Genomic DNA, 16187 nt, shown 5'->3' on the forward strand with positions numbered 1-16187 from the left:
AGGATGACAAAATCAATTCTCATGACAAGACCGAGTAAGTTTGAGTTAAACCGTGCCATATATGAAAAAGAGTTAAAGGGATTCGAACAGGTCGGTAAGATCTATCGAGAAGTTCATGATCATTGGGACGGTGATTTCGCCATTACGTACAAAGTGAAAATGCAAAAGAAAGAAGCTGTTGATGTGTGAACTCCATGTACTGCCAAAAGCTCATCGTGAACTGCTTGATCTATCAAGACGAAAAGTTAGTGGGAACGGGGTACAACATACCCCTATCCCCTTGCGATAACGTGAGTTGTCATCATGATAATCATTGTATTAATACCGCACATGCAGAGATCGTTGCATTATTGCAAGCAGGACAATTAGCAAGAGGTGGTGTTATGTACGTGAGTCACTATCCGTGCTGGCATTGTCGTAAAGCAATCATTGCAGCAGGCATCGCAACTGTCTACTACGATCACGACTACCGTTGTGATCATCCAGATAAATTTAAGGAGGGCGTTGAATGGGTGAAAAAATGAGAATCGGAAGTAAAGAAGTACCTCCTAAAGGAACTAAAAAACCTCCAATGCCTTCAAGAGGTAACTTTAAGAACATTAAATTACCGAAGAGAACTGATTGCTTTTCTAATGAGGATTTCATTAACGAACTAGTCGAACACTATAGTTTATTAACTTTTAAGGAAGTGTACGATGGTGAAATTACTTTGAACCAAGCAAGGAAGGATATTGATCAAATGACTAAATTAGTGGGTAGAAACGTACGTGAAAGCGAAGTACCCGATTTAAGTGAACGACCATCGGCACCACCTAAGAAACCAAACATGAACTTCGAGGACGATGACGTAAACCACCCATCGCATTACACAAAAGGAAATATTGAGTGCTTAGATGCGATTGAGGAAGCTGTTCCCGATCCTGCATCGTATTACACTGGCAACATTCTTAAGTACATGTGGCGGTGGCAGCATAAGAACGGCGTGGAGGACCTGAAGAAAGCTCAGTTTTACTTGAATCGGCTTATTGAAAGTGTGGAGGGGAAAGAGGAGTGATTGACCGTAAACTTGTGGCTTATAAGTTAAATGCGTTGAGAATCGAAACTGGAATGACTCGTGAAGAAGTATCGAATGCAGTTGGCATTCATTTCAATTCAATGTGCAGTTACGAACACGGTTCATCATTACCTCGTCCGAATGCAATGTTGCGTATTGCTGATTTCTATGGTGTAGACGTTCAGGATATTTTCTTTATACGAAAGGAGCAACGGAAGTGATAGTGAAAGACATTGGACACGGACCAATGACAATTGATGAGGCCTATGAACAGTACCATAATTTACTTCATTATTGCGCTAAGCAATTTCGTAAGGCTCTAATTGATACAGGCTTAGAATATGACGATCTAGTACAAGCTGCAAGCGAAGGATTTGTAAATGCTTTTAATCGGTTCGACAGTACTAAGGATATTAAATTTATGACGTATGGATCGTTAATCATTAAAGGTCATATTATGCGATTGCTTAGAGATTACTCTTCTGTATATTTTAGCCGCCCAGTGAAAGACAACGGCAGAAAGTTGTTAAGGAAGGGATTTGATGCTAATTCAAATGTTACAGATGTAGCTGACTTTCTAAATTGTTCAGAACGAATGGCGATGTATGCGCTCCAATACGTAGCATATCGACGAGTCAAGTCAATGGATCGCGAGCAAGAACGGAACCCCGGAATAACTTTACACGATGTAGTTGGAAACGGGGACGATAATGTGGATTACATTTTATATGACTTCGTTACACGCTTACCTGAAAAGGAAGCAGAAATTGTTCGAATGCTATCAGAAGAAAAATCACAAGTAGAGATTGGCGGCAAGGTTGGTTGTGCTCAAGCACACGTTAGTCGTTTGAGGAAACAATTGTATGTAAAATGGCAGCGATACTCGGAAGGAGAAGCAATATGAACTTAACCAAACTCTTTGAAACTCAGAAACAGTTAGATGATCGGATTATTGAGAAGCACGGACTACAGGACATGGACAGACTGCCGTACTTGGTGCTGGCGTTACAGGTTGAGCTTGGCGAGTGTGCCAATGAGTGGCGAGGGTTTAAGTATTGGTCAGAGGATCGGGAGCCGAGGAGAGATTATTCGCGCCTGGGGTTGCTGATCAATATATCACCAACCCACTCCTCGAAGATACGTTGACTGCCTGCATTTTATCCTGTCGATCGGATGGGAAGCTTATATTGGCTCAGATATAGAAATGGATATTGTTACTTTAGAAGACACCTACACGTTTTTTACTTTCGATAAGAGTGACGTAGATTTATTTAACTACCTGTTTTATACGAGTGGGAAGGTTCTTACTGGTCGATATCCAGCGTTGGTATCAGCGTTCATCATTCTCGGCGAAAGGCTCGGCTTTGAGTGGGTCAAATCGAACAAGCTTACTACGCTAAAAACAAAATCAACCATGATCGACAAGCTAACGGTTACTAAAATTATATAAATAAAAAAGGATGATAAACATGAAGCATATTGGTGTTGTTCGTAAAATTGATGAGCTAGGTCGAATTGTAGTTCCAAAGGAAGTTCGAAACACACTTGATATTAGTTCAGGAGATGCTGTTGCAATTGGTGTTGAAGGAAGCCGAATTGTACTTGAGAAATTTGATCGTCAAGTGACAAAAGATGAGCTGTTCGATCGATGGAAAGTCGAAGTCGGTGAAGCTAAGGCTCGAATGCTTTACGAAGGCGCATCATTAAAGGTCGTTATGTCTATCAGTGATGATGAAGCACAACAAAGAGTTGATCGGATGTGAAACGCTACGTCCAAGACACTACGGTGCAGCGTGAAGGTGAGTTGTTGCAAAAGGTTGTTGTGTATGAGGACAAGCAAAGACCCGTGGATTATAAGTATGTGGTGTTTGTGGAGAAATAGGAGGGTTACGGATGATTGCCGTTATAAGAATGATCGATGGTTCCGCTGAAGTACTAGAGGACAACTTAGCAAGAGAGGTTAAAGATATTTAAATAATGACAGAAAGGCTTTTCCGACACCAAGGTCTACGTGATCAGCAGTAAAAATAAAAGCATTAACATGCAACATGTTATAAGGGTCAAGTTTAAGGAGGTTGGGCAGTGAGTGAAGGTCAGTTAAGTAGAGTAGCAAATAATGTACTGCAATTATCATCAGTTATGGATGAAACGCATGAGGTAATTTGGAGAGATTACATTCATCCTCTTGTAAAGCAAAACTATTCATTTGAGGAAGTTTTAAATGAGATTAAAAAGGAGGAGTTGGAATGAATAAGACTTTAAGCAGAATTAAAGATTTGAACAGGTCTTATGAACAGGATCTTGAAGGGCTTGAAGATGATCCAGAAGGAATTCTAGACGTCAGCATTTTGTGCCAGATAGCCGACAGTATCCCTTACCTGATTGATCAAGCCGAGAAAGCAGAACGGTATGAGAGTATCATCGGATCAATTGCGAATATAGACGCTGCTTTCATCGGTACAGATAAAGAAGAAACGTATACGGATTCAGACGCAATGAAGTTAATTGAAGAGCTCGTTAAACCTGGATGGGAAGAAGTTTGCAGAACAAAGTGAATTGTTAACTTCACACATCCCATAACAACGTCTCTTCACCAGTCTTAACATCGTTATCAATCAACTGCTGCATCATATCGCACGAGTGGTTGTAAAGCATAGTAGGTTGGTATTTCATTTCTATAAGTTGTCCGCGACACCACGCTTCGTAGTGGACAGTACCGCCAGTGCTTAACTGATCTTTTTTAGAAATCTTAATACCGTTCTTATAGAGGTGTCGCTTGATGTGTTTCATCCGTCTGTTACCTTTTGATATTAAAGATTCTGTGTAACCCTGCCAGATACGGCTCAATTTAAACGGCGAGTTATCTGAGGCATAAATCTTTTGATCACGGTTAAGGGATCGGATCGTTAACTCCAAAATGATGTATTCGTGGGCAAGGTCATAATCACGTTTGTACTCATGGGGTTTCATCAGCTTCACCTCTTATCCGAACGTATGTTTGTAATTATGAGTATATGACATTGGAATTTGTAAAGCAAATGGAAATTGGAGGGGTTTGGGATACGTGAGCATTAAGATTTTAGAATTATTCGGTGGAATCGGTGCACCACGAAAAGCGTTGGTTAACTTAGGTATTGAACACAAATCAATTGATTATGTAGAAATTCAAGAAAATAGAGTGAGGGCATATAACGCATTGTACGATCATCTTCACAAACCACAGAATATTATCGGATGGAATCTAAAACCAAACATCCTAGTGCATGGTAGTCCGTGCCAAGATAACTCGCGGGCACAATACAGCAGTGTTATGGATAAGAGTAAGAAAAAGCGTGGAGCCTCCGTAGGAAGTGGTACAAGAAGTTCACTCATGCATGAGACGGTCAAAATTGTTAGGAATATGGGTGAATGGCGCCCAGAAGTAATCATCTGGGAAAACGTTACAGGTGTTTTAGATAAAAGAACATCAGGAGCGTTTAAAGAATATTTATTGGCTCTAGAAAACATGGGGTACAAAAATAGCTACGAAGTTCTCGATGCTAGAGATTATGGCATTCCACAAGCAAGAGAGCGAGTATTTTGTATATCTACACTGGATCAACAGTTTAACTTTGGAACATTGAAGCGTAAACCAATGCAACACATTGATCATTTTCTAGAACCAGACGTAACCGATCTGAAGTACGTAATTAGTATTCCTTCCATGCTCAACAAGATCGAAGAATTGAATCCAGTTCGAGCAACTGACAGTTATAAAAGAAGGCTAGGTGTTATTAAGGACTACTGTTGGACGATCACAGAGAGGCAGGATCGTTGCCCCAACGCAGGAATAATTCGAGTTGATGATAAACCTACCTACCGTTATCTGACTGAACGTGAGGTGTGGAGGCTGATGGGTTTTAATGATCAAGACTTTGACGAGATGTTGAAACAGTTTCCTACGAAGGCAGGAAAGCGAAATGCAACGCTATATGCGTTAGCAGGAAACAGCATAGTCGTTAACGTGCTAGAAGCTATATTTGAGAGCTTGTTAAATGAAAAATTAATAGCTGCATAAGGAGGCGGAGTGAGTGAGCAAAAATATGCGACTCCTCGAAAAATGGGAGTGTAGTGAGTGTACTGGTCAATTTCTTGTCGAGTTTAAGCAAAGCTCGTTATGTTGTCCGTTTTGTGGGAGCCGATCTGAAGTAATGGTTTGGCAGAATCCTGACACAAACATTGAAGATGCACTAAACGGTTGTTTGTTTCCTGATAAGCCTGTGATGCAAACGGATGAGGAGGCGGAGTGAGTGGAAAAACGAGTAAAGGCATTTGTGGAGTGCGGATTTTGTGGCAGTCAGTTAGTCGAAAGTCAAAACTTAGTAATTAGATGGGATGTCTACGAAGTGCCAGTAACGGAATGCAGGTCTTGTGGCATTGAATTTCCTAAATATCCTAAGTGGGCGAAGGAGCAAAGGAGCGAAGGGCGATGAGTGGAAAAGATCGGACAACGGCAAGAGCGTTATTGGCTTGGGGGCTAGGGTTTGTTGCCGAGCAAGAAGAAAGAGATGAACAGATATTGAAGGATCGTCAGGAGCAAGAGAAAGGAGCGAAGGACGTTGAGTAGATATAAGTTTCGTGGTAAATCAGCGGAAACAGATGAGTGGGTATACGGGTCACTTGTAATTGATGAAAAATATTATATCTTGACTCATATTGAAACAATAAATGAATACGGAGACGGAACAGATTTTTATGCAACTGAGTGGAGTGAGGTAGTACCTGAGTCAGTCGGTCAATACACAGGACTCAAAGACAAGCAATATGTGGAGATTTATGAGGGGGATGTTGTACAAAGAAGCACCACTTACAATTTCATCGGCAGTAATGATCCTGACAAAACAATAACTTATAACATGGCTGTCGAGTACAAGGATGAATACGCAGGCTTTTATATTGGAGAATCTCCATTGTTTGGAGAGTTGTATGAAGGTTATGGAAGAGACGGGTTTAAACACAGTTACCCTGAAATCATCGGCAATGCTACGAACATCCGCACTTACTGGAGGGCGGAGGATGACCATGAGTCAGTTACTCAAAAACACAAGTTTAATTGCTTTAATCGGTATTTCACTATTATCAATCCTTTGGTTTCTATCGGGGTATATCACCTTATTTCAAAGCATGGTTATTATCCTGTTAGCTTATATTGGCGTTGGGGTCAACGACTCAAGGTCGACAATTATTATTCACAATTCTAAAGCGGAGGCGAGGATGACCGTGAATATAACCGTAACTAATATAAATACGACCACTGCCGAACTGTACAGTGAAGGTAATGAAGTACCTGTTGAAACATTTGTAGAGAGCATAAACATTGAAGCACAGTTATTCTCAGCCGAACAGCTTACTTTAAAGGTACGTTCTCTTTCGATCCAGACCCTAACTTTCCATTCACTTTAGAATCAGCAGAAAAGAAGGTAAGGGAACTGTTGAAGGAAGGGGTTAGAACGGAATGAAATTTATCGATCCAAAGAGTGGCAAGGAAGTGGACAAGCATCCTGATCCAGACGGAAAACCGAGTAGTTCAAATGAAGAAGTAACCTGTGATAAATGCTTCACAACCTTTGCAATCCGTGCACAAACGAAACGAGTCGGGATGTATAAAGGTGAGCAAATTAAGGCTGAATATTTTGAATGTCCGAGCTGTATGAAGCGTTACCCGTATCTTTGGTTAACAAATGAGACACGGAAGTTGAGGGCAAAAAATAAGGAAATTCAGAAGCTTTATGGCGCCCTTATAAAAGCGGGCAAGCCAAGCGAAGCATTAATGGAAAAAGCCAAATTCAATCAAAACATGCAGCGCTATAGGGAGATTGAGAAAGAACTGAAAAACCGGTTCTCCCTATGATATCTGAGGGGGAACGGTACGATGGAAAACAATCGAAAAATACAAATCGCAGTTGCAGGGAGTCGTAAATCCACGGAGTGGCAAACTCAAAACCTTTATTGGTCTGAAATGGTTGAGAAGTTACGGTTTGCTACTCGCAGTTCTGAAACGTTAGATGAATACCTGAAGTACCCCAAAGTAAAGCAAGATGACCTAAAAGATGTTGGTGGTTTTGTCGGCGGTACACTTCGCAATAACCGCCGTAAAGCAGAGAACATCGAAGGTCGAGACATCATCACGTTAGACCTGGATAACATCCCATCGAACATGACCGATAACGTTGTCCAAAGGGTGAACGGTCTAGGTTGTTCGTTTGCGATCTACAGCACTCGTAAGCACGAGCCGAGTAAACCTCGTCTTCGAGTGTTGGCACCTTTAGATCGCACGGTTACCCCGGATGAATACGAACCGATCGCGCGAAAGCTTGCAAGTTTAATCGGTATCGAGTTTGCTGATCCCACGACCTTCCAATCTCACCGTCTGATGTATTGGCCTTCGGTTTCGTCTGGCAGTCAGTATGTGTATGAGTATGCCGACAAGCCAATTCTCAGTGCTGACGGCATGTTACAGACCTACGATGATTGGACAGATATCCAGTCATGGCCTGAGGTACCTGGTGCGTCCTCCTTACAAACGAAACTTGCAGCCAAACAAGGTGACCCAACTCAAAAACGAGGTGTCGTTGGCGCTTTCTGCCGAGAGTATGACATCCACTCAGCTATCGATGCTTTTCTGCCAAACATCTATACGCCCGTTGATGATGACAGTGGACGCTACACGTATATTGACGGCTCAACGGTTGGAGGGGCGGTGACCTATGATGACGGTGCTTTCCTTTACTCTCATCATGCGACTGACCCGTGTAGCGCAAAGCTTGTTAATGCGTTTGACTTAATCCGTTTGCATAAGTTTGGTGAGCAAGATGATGACGTGAAGCCAGATACACCAGTTAACAAGTTTCCTTCTTATGTATCGATGAGTAGCTTTGCTTTAAATGATGTAGGCGTAGCAGCGATCATGAACCAAGAACGTTACGAGTCAGCAGTACAAGACTTTGGCGACAGTATGAATGATCAAAAACCTGCAAAAGAGATCGATACTCAATGGATCCGTGAATTAAAGTTAAACCTTCAACGGGGCAGCCTCAGAAATCAATAGAAAATGCTTTAATCACTTTGAACCACGATCCTAATCTAAAAGGCAAGATCATGATGGATACGTTCGCAGATTCTATTCTCGTCAAGGCCCTTTCCCGTGGGCACCTCGTGAAGAAGATCCGTCAATCTTCCTTTGGACAGAACAAGATGAGTCCGGTTTTCTTATCTATATGGAGAAAGTATTAGGCTTTCAGTCGAAAGAAAAGTTTGCTCATGCGATCAGTCAGTGCGCCCAAAAGAACCGTTTCAACCCAGTGATTGATTATCTAGAGCACTTGGCTTGGGACGGCGTGAGGCGATTGGACACGTTATTTATTGATTACATGGGTGCAGACGACACGCCTTATACACGAGCTGTAACTCGCAAAGCATTTACTGCAGCAGTTGCAAGGGCGATGGTGCCAGGTACAAAATATGACTCCATGCCTGTCCTTACGGGATCTCAGGGTTTAGGGAAGACGACGTTAATCCAAAAGATGGGACAGTCGTGGTTTACGAATAGCATTGAATCGTTTGAAGGTAAGGAAGCTGCAGAACTGTTGCAAGGCATGTGGATTGTTGAGATTGGTGAAATGAGTGCGTATAGCAAATCAGACGTCAATACCATTAAAGGGTTTTTAAGCCGTGTCGAAGATCAATATCGTGCAGCTTATGCCCGTAAAACAGAGAAACACCCAAGAAAATGTGTGTTCTTTGGTACAAGTAACCGGTATGACTACCTTAAGGATCCGACAGGTGGCAGACGTTTTTGGCCTGTGGATGTTGGAGTCCGTAAGCCGATAAAAAGTGTATTTAGTGATTTAGATGGTGAAGTCGATCAGTTGTGGGCTGAGGCAGTGATGAATTGGCGGTTGGGCGAGCAGTTGTTTTTAACTGGGGAGCTTGAACAGGAGGCAAAGCTTCAACAGGAATCGCATACGGAACAAGATCCTAGAGAAGGTATTATTCGAGATTTTATTAAGAAGAAAGTGCCGAATGACTTTCAAAAGATGAGTATGAGTGACCGTAAATTATTCTTTAACAATGACTTCCCATCTGATGAACCAAGAACCGATTTAGTGGAACGAGATCGAGTGTGTGCACCTGAAATTTGGTGGAGTGCTTAGGTAGTGATTTACGTTTTATGAAGCGCATTGACACGATGCAGATTAATGACATCTTAGAAAATATTGAAGGATGGAGTAAGAAGAAATCACCTTTTCGATACGGACCATACGGTCAAATCAAAGGTGGATATGTAACTTAAAAGCGAACAAACGTTTGTATACTTTGTCCTTGAAAACTGTATACTTTGTGCCGATTTTGTATACTTTCCAGAAATTGGGTTTTGTATACCTTGTATACTTTGAAAATGACAAAGTATACAGACAAAGTATACAAAAAAATCCCTTTATATCAGTAGTTAGATACTATTTGTATACCTTGTATACTTTGATTATAGAAAAGTAGTATAAACAGGGAGATTAGGGAGAATAGGCAATTACCTAATACACCTAAACTGCCTGTTAAAGGAATCATATACGTGTACGAGCAGACAAAGTATACAAGGTACTTTTGGAGGTAGGAATGAGAGAATCAGAAATTGAATCGTATTTGCGTAATGAAGTAAAAAAGAAAAACGGCATTGCTATAAATTTGAGTCGCCAGGACATGCAGGGTGCCAGACCGAATTGTTCTTCTTCCGGGTAACGTGACAATCTTTGTTGAGTTAAAAGCACCTGGCAAGAAACCAAGCAAACTTCAAGAAGCTACCCATCGTAGAATCCGTAATCTTGGACATGAGGTGTTGGTCATCGATAGCAAAGAAGGCGTGGATCAATTCATCAAAGAAAGATGTGATGAACACGATGACTAAGTTTATCCCGCACAACTACCAACAGTATTGCATCAATCGAGTTGTAGAAGATCCTGCACTTGGACTTCTTCTAGATATGGGATTGGGAAAGACGGTAATTACCTTATCAGCCGTTAAGGAATTGAAATACAACCGTTTCCAAGTTCGAAAGGTTTTAGTTATTGCACCGAAAAAAGTTGCTGAGAGTACTTGGCAGGTGAAGCCAGCAAGTGGGAGCATCTGCAAATGTTACGGATTCAAACGGTATTAGGTTCTGTTACTAAACGAGTCAGATCGTTGAACACGCCTGCCGATCTGTATGTGATCAACCGAGAGAACGTGCAATGGCTAGTGGAGTATTACAAAAACGATTGGCCGTTTGACATGGTGGTGATTGATGAGTTTAGTAGTTTTAAAAATCACCAAGCAAAAAGATTCAAGGCGTTGAAGTCCATTCGACCACACATTGAGCGAATCGTTGGATTAACTGGAACACCAGCACCAAACGGCTTAATGGATTTATGGGCACAAGTCTTTTTGTTAGACGGCGGTGAGCGATTAGGCAAGAACATCACTGGTTTTCGTGAACGTTACTTTGATCCTGATAAACGTAACCGTGACCGTATCTTCTCCTATGCACCTAAAGATGGCGGGGAGGAAGCAGTACACGAAAAGATCAGCGACATCTGTATCAGCATGAAAGCAGAGGATTATCTAGAACTGCCTGACATTACGTACAACACGATACCGATTACGTTGGATAGCAAAGCCCAAAAGAATTACGACCAGTTGGAACGTGAGATGTTGTTGCAGATCGATGAGTCCACAATTGATGTGGGTGCAGCAGCTGCACTTACGAATAAGCTACTTCAGCTTTGTAATGGAGCTGTCTATGATGAGGATCGAAACATTGTAGACGTCCATCAAAACAAGATTGAAGCCTTCTCTGAATTGATCGAAGGGTTGAACGGTAAGCCAGCATTAGTCTTTTATAACTTCCAGCACGACAAGGATAGAATCAAGAAAGCCTTGGAAAAAATGAAACTTGAAGTACGAGAGTTGAAGACGCCACAGGATGAGAAAGATTGGAACGACCGTAAGATTGATATTCTGCTTGCCCATCCTGCTTCTGCTGCTTACGGATTGAACCTACAAAAAGGTGGCAACCATGTCATCTGGTTTGGATTGAATTGGAGCCTTGAGTTGTACCAACAAGCAAACAAACGGCTACATCGCCAAGGTCAAACTGAGAAAGTTATTATCCACCGGCTTACCGTTGCAGGGGGTGTAGATGATGACGTGGTGACGGCACTGGAAAACAAGACAAGCACTCAGGATGAATTGTTAACAGCATTAAAAGCACGTATTGAACGAGTACAAGAACAATCAACAGTGAGGTGATTGTATGAACGGAACAAGGTTGCGACCAGCAACGTTTAAATATATTGAGTCAGAGCTTTATGCCTATCCAGATTATCAACGAGAAATTAACAAGATCAGAGATGAAATCATTAACGGACAAGAAGAACAAGACGAGAACATTGGAGCTGGCAAGAACTCTTACCGCAAACCAGGAAGACCAACGGAACGAACTGTGACAAGACTAGATGACAACAAGCGAATGAATCACCTTAAAGAAATGGTTCATGTGGTTGAGCAGGTTTACGATCGACTGGATGACACACAAAAGAAAATGATTCAACTTCGGTATTGGTCTAAGCGTGGAGCTAATTGGGAGTACATTGCTGAAGAATGTTTTATTAGCAGACGGACGGCATTCAACTACCGAAAAGAGATTGTTGGGGCAATCGCATCAAAGTTGGGAATGAATTAGGTTGCACTCCATTTGCACTTTTGGGGTCAACTTACGTGATATTATGTTAGTGTGCCAGAAGTAAAGCACACGACATAGTACAATCACAAGCCCTCCTTTTGCGGGATGCAGCTGGTAACTGCATCCTTATAATAAAGCCGTCAACGCCTAGCAAAGAAGCAGACCAGGGACGGCATAACCAATGAATTGAATTCGCCACGCCTCTCCACGATGCGGACCGCGGCGAGTCGATTATAAATAAGTGATCAGGTCCATGTCTCGTAAGCGAGCTGGGCTACATACATAAAAGCCACTTGAAAAAAAGTGAGCTTTTTATTTTGAGATTTCGGAGGATGAAAAATGGAAAATCAAAAATCGGAAATCTATAAATTGATATTGCGAACCTGCGAGTCTCACAACATTAACACTGAGCAGATCGTTACTGGACTAGCACAGGTAACACCATGCAGTTGGAGTGATGCTGACGTTGTTGAAGCCTTGGGTTACCTTGGTGACTTCGGTATCAATCAAACACTTGCTTATGATGTTGTTGCCTCTCTGTCTGATAGGATGACTCTTAGTGAGGTTGTTGAGCTAGGACGATACGACAGTGGAGATGAATATAAGAATGTAATGAACGCTGTTAACAAAGCAGGGTTGCAGAGTGCACGTTCGGTGTTTGCAATCTCTGAAGGGAAACGATATGCCGAGTTGAAGGATCGTGAGTAACTTTTATAAAAAGCAAGCGTGGTTGAAGTGCCGTGAGATTGTATTGGCACGGGATCGGTACTTGTGTGTGAAATGTTATGGGCGAGGAAAGATGACTGTTGCTAATACGGTTCACCATATTAAGCCAAGAAAAGATTATCCTGAGTTGGCGTTGACCTCGAGTAATCTTGAATCAATCTGTCCGAGGTGCCATAACAAGGAGCATCCCGAGAAAGGAAAGTCTTCTTCTCAGGAGAACAAGATAAGGATTAATGTCCACTCCATAGAGACAAACCCAGAAATTTTTTGAAAAAAAGTAGCCCCCCTGCCCAAAATTTTGGAGCTGAAAAACCCTAGGGAACGGCGTGGGTACTTCGTTTTCACCACGGAAGGCTTTTCATAAGGGGTACTTCTCCCAAATGATGGAAGGAGGTATGATGATGGCCGTACCCAAGAGACAAGATTTTATTGAGTATCTCGGTGAAAATTATCGTGAGTCTGATGAAGAGTTGATTAAGCTATATTTAGCAACACATAAATTTTATCGGAAGCTCGAAAAAGAAGTTAGAGATCAACCGATGATGTATGAATACACCAATAAAGCCGGGGCTGAGAACCTTGTTAAGAATCCTCTAATTCCTGAGTTAACGAAAGTCGTTCAAACTTTAAACAACCTTCTCAAGTCGATGGGACTGACACCGGCACAACGTAAAAAAGCGATGGCTGGTGGTGAGGTGGATGACGAATTCGATAAGTTCTAATGTTGTTCCTTTGGCGAATCCGTCAAGCGAACTTCTTACAAATTGGTATGCCGAACAAGTTATAAAAGGCACTATTATTGCCAGTAAAAAAGTAATTTTAGCTGCAAAAAGGCACATAAACGATTTAAAACGGCAAGGCGATGATGATTTCCCTTGGGCGTTCGACAGTGAAAAAGGACATCGACCGATTCGCTTCATGGAAAAATTTTGTCGTCCTTCGAAGGGTGATTTTGATCAACTAATCCTCCAACCATGGCAACACTTCATTATTGGATCGTTGTACGGTTGGATCCATAAAGACACCGACATAAGGCGCTTTCGAGAGGGTCTTATTTTTGTTGGTCGTAAAAATGGTAAATCAACGATGATTTCCGGACTATCCAACTATGCAGTATCTAAAGACGGTGAAAATGGCGCGAATATCTACTTACTTGCTAACAGTAAGCAGCAAGCCAGTATTATCTTTGATGAAGCAAAAGCGATGGTTAAGAAGTCTCCTCAACTTCGAAGGCACTATACACCTTTGCGTTTTGAGATTAAGCACAACAAATCTTTTTCTAGCATTGAAGCTCGTGCGTCGGATAGTGAGAAGTTGGATGGTTTGAATACACATCTCGGTGTATTTGATGAGATCCATGAATTTAAGGATTATAAACTGATTAACGTTATTAAAAAGTCGCGAGGATCGAGGAAGCAACCGTTAATCATCTACATTACTACTGCGGGGTATCAGTTAGATGGTCCACTCGTTAAGTATTATGAAGATGCTGGAGATGTTTTGGACGGTGCGACTAAAGATGAACGAACGTTTTACTATATCGCCGAGTTAGATAGTGAAGAAGAATTTGAGAAACCTGAAACGTGGGTAAAAGCAAATCCAAATATGGGAGTTTCATTAAATCTTGAAACGCTTAAAGAGGATTGGGAGAAAGATAAACGTACACCTGATGAACGAAGAGATTTCATCACTAAGCAATTTAATATCTTCGTTAATGCTTCCAAGACACCTTTTATTGAGTATGACGTTTTAAAACGAAACAATAAATTCACTGGGATTGAGCAAGTCAAAAACATCCCTGCCGTCGGTGGGTATGACCTATCTGATACCGAGGACTTTACAAGCGCCTGCTTAACCTTTCCAATTATTGAAACTGGAGAGGTTTTCGTTATGTCTCATTCATGGGTGCCGAAGAAGAAGGTACTCGAAGAAAATGAAAAGATTAATTACTACGAGTTACAGGATCAAGGCTACTTGACGATCGTAGACACAGAGTATATTCGTGAGGAAGTAGTTTTTGACTGGTTTGTAGAACAAAGCAACCACTTTAATATTGAGCTGATCACATATGACCGAGCGAAAGCCTTTCGATTGAATAAAGAACTTGAAGAGTACGGTTTTGATACGGAAGAAGTACGACAAGGTTTCTTGACATTAGGCCCTGCACTTGATGATCTGAAGCATTTGTTTATTGACGGTAAAGTTATTTTTAACAATAATCCGTTGATGCGGTGGTACATCAATAACGTTGAGCTGGTAAGTGATCGAAACAATAATAAAATGCCGAAGAAATCTAATCGCTACCGTAAAATTGACGGGTTCGCGGCTTTTTTAAATACTCATACTCAAATTATGGAGAAACTGGTTGTTACTCAAGGTAGCGGTGACATCGGTGTTATTAGCATGTCTGATCTGATGGGGAGGTGACGGAAATGAAATGGTATCAAAATTTAAAGATGAAAGTTGTCATGGCTGCGGCTAAACAAATGACAACGAAATCAGACTTGTCTAGTTTTATTGGCCGTAATTTTTGGGGAACGGATAACTCAAAATTGGCAACGAACGAAACGCTGTTTAGTGTTATCTCACGGATGGGAAATATTATGGCGTCATTACCAATAAAATTACACCGTAATTATGAAATAGAAAACACAACCTCATCGGACACATTGCTGCATTCGCCGAATCAGAATCAGACATCATTTGAATTTATTCGAGCGTTAGAGGTTTGCCGTAACGAGACAGGAAACGGATATGCTGTTATTGAGCGTGATATACGAGGGCAAGTCAGTAAGATGACAATTCTTGATCCGACCTATGTTGAGCCAGTGATTGAAGCTGATTCTCAAGACTTGTGGTACAAAGTGATGGGCCATGATAAAACGTATTACTTTCATAACTTGGATATGATCCATGTAAAGCACATCGTAGGTTCGGGCGGTGTCGCAGGCATAAATCCAATCAAGGTGCTTTCTAACACTTTGGAATATGATAAAGCCGTCCGTGAATTTAGTCTTCGTGAGATGGAAGGTGCTTCGAACTCATTTGTTCTTAAGTACGATAATAATGTTGACGAGGGAAAGAAAGAACAAGTAGTTGAGAACTTCAAACGCTTCTATCGAGAAAACGGCGGTGTTTTATTCCAAGAGCCGGGGATTGCGATTGATCCGATTGAACGGCAATACGTAGCAGCAGATACGTTTACTTCTGAACGCATTACACGTTCACGGGTTGCGAATGTTTTTAACCTTCCTGTGACGATGCTAAACGATACTGAAGGACAAAGCTTCTCGAGCAATGAGGAGCTGATGAGATCTTTTGTACAGATGACCCTCATTCCGATTGTTCGCCAGTACGAGCAGGAGATCAACCGTAAGGTGTTAACGATTGATGATCGTAAAGCAGGGCTATACTTTAAGTTTAATGTTGGTGGTTTGTTAAGAGGTGACGTTAAGACACGCTCTGACTTTTATCATAGAGCGATTCGAGACGGGTGGATGCCACAAGATGAAGTTCGAATGTATGAAGATTTACCGCCAATGGGTGGACTAGCTTCACAACTTTGGATCAGTGGAGATATGTACCCGTTAGAGATGGATCCACGTGAACGTAGAGCAAAGCCTGAAGAAGCTGGAAATAAAGAGGAAGATTAA

The 16187-nt window shown here is 41.6% G+C and carries 28 protein-coding genes and 1 pseudogene; 28 read left to right on the forward strand and 1 reads right to left on the reverse strand.

Going from position 1 to position 16187, the window contains the following annotated elements:
- Positions 1 to 3: 3 nt before the first annotated feature.
- The 11 genes and pseudogenes from JCM19038_RS12990 to JCM19038_RS13025 all read left to right on the forward strand — a co-directional run bounded on the left by JCM19038_RS12990 (position 4) and on the right by JCM19038_RS13025 (position 3609).
- The gene (locus JCM19038_RS12990) at positions 4 to 189 is read left to right on the forward strand and encodes a hypothetical protein (RefSeq protein WP_042418703.1); all 186 of its coding nucleotides are present in this window, start codon (positions 4 to 6) and stop codon (positions 187 to 189) included.
- Positions 190 to 194: 5 nt separating this feature from the next.
- Positions 195 to 524, forward strand: a complete 330-nt coding sequence (locus JCM19038_RS12995; protein ID WP_042418958.1) for a deaminase — start codon at positions 195 to 197, stop codon at positions 522 to 524.
- Positions 509 to 1054: a DUF3310 domain-containing protein gene (locus JCM19038_RS20965; protein ID WP_238554412.1), complete on the forward strand. Its 546-nt coding sequence runs from the start codon at positions 509 to 511 to the stop codon at positions 1052 to 1054. Before JCM19038_RS12995 ends, JCM19038_RS20965 begins: the two co-directional genes overlap by 16 nt.
- The gene (locus JCM19038_RS13005; protein ID WP_052361626.1) at positions 1051 to 1275 is read left to right on the forward strand and encodes a helix-turn-helix domain-containing protein; all 225 of its coding nucleotides are present in this window, start codon (positions 1051 to 1053) and stop codon (positions 1273 to 1275) included. Before JCM19038_RS20965 ends, JCM19038_RS13005 begins: the two co-directional genes overlap by 4 nt.
- A complete protein-coding gene (locus JCM19038_RS13010; protein ID WP_042418706.1) occupies positions 1272 to 1958 on the forward strand; it encodes a sigma-70 family RNA polymerase sigma factor in 687 nt (228 codons plus the stop codon). The genes JCM19038_RS13005 and JCM19038_RS13010 overlap by 4 nt, the downstream gene beginning before the upstream one ends.
- Positions 1955 to 2200, forward strand: a complete 246-nt coding sequence (locus JCM19038_RS23735) for a dUTP diphosphatase (RefSeq protein ID WP_052361628.1) — start codon at positions 1955 to 1957, stop codon at positions 2198 to 2200. The genes JCM19038_RS13010 and JCM19038_RS23735 overlap by 4 nt, the downstream gene beginning before the upstream one ends.
- Before the next feature lie 52 nt (positions 2201 to 2252).
- A pseudogene (locus JCM19038_RS25530) lies at positions 2253 to 2366 on the forward strand (hypothetical protein); the annotation flags it as partial.
- A 56-nt stretch (positions 2367 to 2422) separates the two neighbouring features.
- Positions 2423 to 2494 (forward strand): dUTP diphosphatase, encoded by a 72-nt coding sequence (locus tag JCM19038_RS25070; protein WP_307190035.1) that lies wholly within the window; start codon positions 2423 to 2425, stop codon positions 2492 to 2494.
- 29 nt (positions 2495 to 2523) lie between these two features.
- Positions 2524 to 2817 (forward strand): AbrB/MazE/SpoVT family DNA-binding domain-containing protein, encoded by a 294-nt coding sequence (locus tag JCM19038_RS13020; protein WP_042418709.1) that lies wholly within the window; start codon positions 2524 to 2526, stop codon positions 2815 to 2817.
- Between the two features lie 319 nt (positions 2818 to 3136).
- Positions 3137 to 3304: a hypothetical protein gene (locus JCM19038_RS22895; protein ID WP_193745128.1), complete on the forward strand. Its 168-nt coding sequence runs from the start codon at positions 3137 to 3139 to the stop codon at positions 3302 to 3304.
- Positions 3301 to 3609, forward strand: coding sequence for a hypothetical protein (locus JCM19038_RS13025; protein ID WP_042418711.1), 309 nt, complete (start codon positions 3301 to 3303; stop codon positions 3607 to 3609). The genes JCM19038_RS22895 and JCM19038_RS13025 overlap by 4 nt, the downstream gene beginning before the upstream one ends.
- Positions 3610 to 3619: 10 nt before the next feature.
- On the opposite strand, the gene JCM19038_RS23740 is transcribed toward JCM19038_RS13025, so the two are convergent.
- Positions 3620 to 3844 carry a hypothetical protein gene (locus JCM19038_RS23740; RefSeq protein ID WP_238554413.1) on the reverse strand — a complete coding sequence of 75 codons (225 nt, stop codon included), beginning with the start codon at positions 3842 to 3844 and terminating at the stop codon, positions 3620 to 3622.
- Positions 3845 to 4118: 274 nt separating this feature from the next.
- On the opposite strand from JCM19038_RS23740, the gene JCM19038_RS13035 reads away from it, so the two are divergent.
- The 17 genes from JCM19038_RS13035 to JCM19038_RS13110 all read left to right on the forward strand — a co-directional run bounded on the left by JCM19038_RS13035 (position 4119) and on the right by JCM19038_RS13110 (position 16187).
- A complete protein-coding gene (locus JCM19038_RS13035) occupies positions 4119 to 5111 on the forward strand; it encodes a DNA cytosine methyltransferase (protein WP_042418715.1) in 993 nt (330 codons plus the stop codon).
- 13 nt (positions 5112 to 5124) lie between these two features.
- Positions 5125 to 5343, forward strand: a complete 219-nt coding sequence (locus JCM19038_RS13040) for a hypothetical protein (RefSeq protein WP_042418718.1) — start codon at positions 5125 to 5127, stop codon at positions 5341 to 5343.
- 179 nt (positions 5344 to 5522) lie between these two features.
- The gene (locus JCM19038_RS22900) at positions 5523 to 5660 is read left to right on the forward strand and encodes a hypothetical protein (RefSeq protein WP_193745129.1); all 138 of its coding nucleotides are present in this window, start codon (positions 5523 to 5525) and stop codon (positions 5658 to 5660) included.
- On the forward strand, positions 5653 to 6294 hold the full coding sequence (locus tag JCM19038_RS20980) for a YopX family protein (RefSeq protein ID WP_052361632.1): 642 nt from the start codon (positions 5653 to 5655) through the stop codon (positions 6292 to 6294). The genes JCM19038_RS22900 and JCM19038_RS20980 overlap by 8 nt, the downstream gene beginning before the upstream one ends.
- A gap of 254 nt (positions 6295 to 6548) precedes the next feature.
- A complete protein-coding gene (locus tag JCM19038_RS13065; RefSeq protein ID WP_042418722.1) occupies positions 6549 to 6944 on the forward strand; it encodes a hypothetical protein in 396 nt (131 codons plus the stop codon).
- A 21-nt stretch (positions 6945 to 6965) separates the two neighbouring features.
- Positions 6966 to 8141 carry a hypothetical protein gene (locus tag JCM19038_RS23120; RefSeq protein ID WP_202963057.1) on the forward strand — a complete coding sequence of 392 codons (1176 nt, stop codon included), beginning with the start codon at positions 6966 to 6968 and terminating at the stop codon, positions 8139 to 8141.
- 169 nt (positions 8142 to 8310) lie between these two features.
- Entirely contained in the window at positions 8311 to 9246 is a 936-nt protein-coding gene (locus JCM19038_RS23125) for a virulence-associated E family protein (protein ID WP_202963058.1), read from the forward strand.
- A 17-nt stretch (positions 9247 to 9263) separates the two neighbouring features.
- Positions 9264 to 9386 (forward strand): hypothetical protein, encoded by a 123-nt coding sequence (locus JCM19038_RS24515; RefSeq protein WP_255343383.1) that lies wholly within the window; start codon positions 9264 to 9266, stop codon positions 9384 to 9386.
- A gap of 411 nt (positions 9387 to 9797) precedes the next feature.
- The gene (locus tag JCM19038_RS13075) at positions 9798 to 9995 is read left to right on the forward strand and encodes a VRR-NUC domain-containing protein (RefSeq protein WP_238554414.1); all 198 of its coding nucleotides are present in this window, start codon (positions 9798 to 9800) and stop codon (positions 9993 to 9995) included.
- On the forward strand, positions 9988 to 10245 hold the full coding sequence (locus JCM19038_RS25075; protein WP_307190027.1) for an SNF2-related protein: 258 nt from the start codon (positions 9988 to 9990) through the stop codon (positions 10243 to 10245). The genes JCM19038_RS13075 and JCM19038_RS25075 overlap by 8 nt, the downstream gene beginning before the upstream one ends.
- Positions 10221 to 11375, forward strand: coding sequence for a DEAD/DEAH box helicase (locus tag JCM19038_RS13080; RefSeq protein WP_307190028.1), 1155 nt, complete (start codon positions 10221 to 10223; stop codon positions 11373 to 11375). Before JCM19038_RS25075 ends, JCM19038_RS13080 begins: the two co-directional genes overlap by 25 nt.
- A gap of 4 nt (positions 11376 to 11379) precedes the next feature.
- Positions 11380 to 11808, forward strand: a complete 429-nt coding sequence (locus JCM19038_RS13085; protein ID WP_042418723.1) for a DUF722 domain-containing protein — start codon at positions 11380 to 11382, stop codon at positions 11806 to 11808.
- A gap of 339 nt (positions 11809 to 12147) precedes the next feature.
- Entirely contained in the window at positions 12148 to 12516 is a 369-nt protein-coding gene (locus JCM19038_RS20985; RefSeq protein ID WP_052361634.1) for a hypothetical protein, read from the forward strand.
- A gap of 67 nt (positions 12517 to 12583) precedes the next feature.
- Positions 12584 to 12805 (forward strand): HNH endonuclease signature motif containing protein, encoded by a 222-nt coding sequence (locus tag JCM19038_RS21905; protein ID WP_373903021.1) that lies wholly within the window; start codon positions 12584 to 12586, stop codon positions 12803 to 12805.
- Between the two features lie 130 nt (positions 12806 to 12935).
- The gene (locus tag JCM19038_RS13100; RefSeq protein WP_042418969.1) at positions 12936 to 13256 is read left to right on the forward strand and encodes a P27 family phage terminase small subunit; all 321 of its coding nucleotides are present in this window, start codon (positions 12936 to 12938) and stop codon (positions 13254 to 13256) included.
- On the forward strand, positions 13234 to 14961 hold the full coding sequence (locus JCM19038_RS13105) for a terminase large subunit (RefSeq protein WP_042418729.1): 1728 nt from the start codon (positions 13234 to 13236) through the stop codon (positions 14959 to 14961). The genes JCM19038_RS13100 and JCM19038_RS13105 overlap by 23 nt, the downstream gene beginning before the upstream one ends.
- Positions 14962 to 14966: 5 nt before the next feature.
- Entirely contained in the window at positions 14967 to 16187 is a 1221-nt protein-coding gene (locus JCM19038_RS13110; RefSeq protein ID WP_373902982.1) for a phage portal protein, read from the forward strand.

Source organism: Geomicrobium sp. JCM 19038 (genome assembly GCF_000698125.1).
In the GTDB taxonomy this organism is placed as follows: domain Bacteria; phylum Bacillota; class Bacilli; order Bacillales; family Marinococcaceae; genus Geomicrobium_A.

What these genes read in the sequence shown, in the direction of transcription:
- JCM19038_RS12990 (WP_042418703.1), top strand. Translation starts at nt 4, where the DNA reads ATGACAAAATCAATTCTCATGACAAGACCGAGTAAGTTTGAGTTAAAC.
- JCM19038_RS12995 (WP_042418958.1), top strand. Translation starts at nt 195, where the DNA reads ATGTACTGCCAAAAGCTCATCGTGAACTGCTTGATCTATCAAGACGAA.
- JCM19038_RS20965 (WP_238554412.1), top strand. Translation starts at nt 509, where the DNA reads ATGGGTGAAAAAATGAGAATCGGAAGTAAAGAAGTACCTCCTAAAGGA.
- JCM19038_RS23735 (WP_052361628.1), top strand. Translation starts at nt 1,955, where the DNA reads ATGAACTTAACCAAACTCTTTGAAACTCAGAAACAGTTAGATGATCGG.
- JCM19038_RS13020 (WP_042418709.1), top strand. Translation starts at nt 2,524, where the DNA reads ATGAAGCATATTGGTGTTGTTCGTAAAATTGATGAGCTAGGTCGAATT.
- JCM19038_RS13025 (WP_042418711.1), top strand. Translation starts at nt 3,301, where the DNA reads ATGAATAAGACTTTAAGCAGAATTAAAGATTTGAACAGGTCTTATGAA.
- JCM19038_RS23740 (WP_238554413.1), bottom strand. Translation starts at nt 3,844, where the DNA reads ATGAAACACATCAAGCGACACCTCTATAAGAACGGTATTAAGATTTCT.
- JCM19038_RS22900 (WP_193745129.1), top strand. Translation starts at nt 5,523, where the DNA reads ATGAGTGGAAAAGATCGGACAACGGCAAGAGCGTTATTGGCTTGGGGG.
- JCM19038_RS13065 (WP_042418722.1), top strand. Translation starts at nt 6,549, where the DNA reads ATGAAATTTATCGATCCAAAGAGTGGCAAGGAAGTGGACAAGCATCCT.
- JCM19038_RS23120 (WP_202963057.1), top strand. Translation starts at nt 6,966, where the DNA reads ATGGAAAACAATCGAAAAATACAAATCGCAGTTGCAGGGAGTCGTAAA.
- JCM19038_RS23125 (WP_202963058.1), top strand. Translation starts at nt 8,311, where the DNA reads ATGGAGAAAGTATTAGGCTTTCAGTCGAAAGAAAAGTTTGCTCATGCG.
- JCM19038_RS24515 (WP_255343383.1), top strand. Translation starts at nt 9,264, where the DNA reads ATGAAGCGCATTGACACGATGCAGATTAATGACATCTTAGAAAATATT.
- JCM19038_RS25075 (WP_307190027.1), top strand. Translation starts at nt 9,988, where the DNA reads ATGACTAAGTTTATCCCGCACAACTACCAACAGTATTGCATCAATCGA.
- JCM19038_RS13080 (WP_307190028.1), top strand. Translation starts at nt 10,221, where the DNA reads ATGTTACGGATTCAAACGGTATTAGGTTCTGTTACTAAACGAGTCAGA.
- JCM19038_RS13085 (WP_042418723.1), top strand. Translation starts at nt 11,380, where the DNA reads ATGAACGGAACAAGGTTGCGACCAGCAACGTTTAAATATATTGAGTCA.
- JCM19038_RS20985 (WP_052361634.1), top strand. Translation starts at nt 12,148, where the DNA reads ATGGAAAATCAAAAATCGGAAATCTATAAATTGATATTGCGAACCTGC.
- JCM19038_RS13100 (WP_042418969.1), top strand. Translation starts at nt 12,936, where the DNA reads ATGGCCGTACCCAAGAGACAAGATTTTATTGAGTATCTCGGTGAAAAT.
- JCM19038_RS13105 (WP_042418729.1), top strand. Translation starts at nt 13,234, where the DNA reads ATGACGAATTCGATAAGTTCTAATGTTGTTCCTTTGGCGAATCCGTCA.
- JCM19038_RS13110 (WP_373902982.1), top strand. Translation starts at nt 14,967, where the DNA reads ATGAAATGGTATCAAAATTTAAAGATGAAAGTTGTCATGGCTGCGGCT.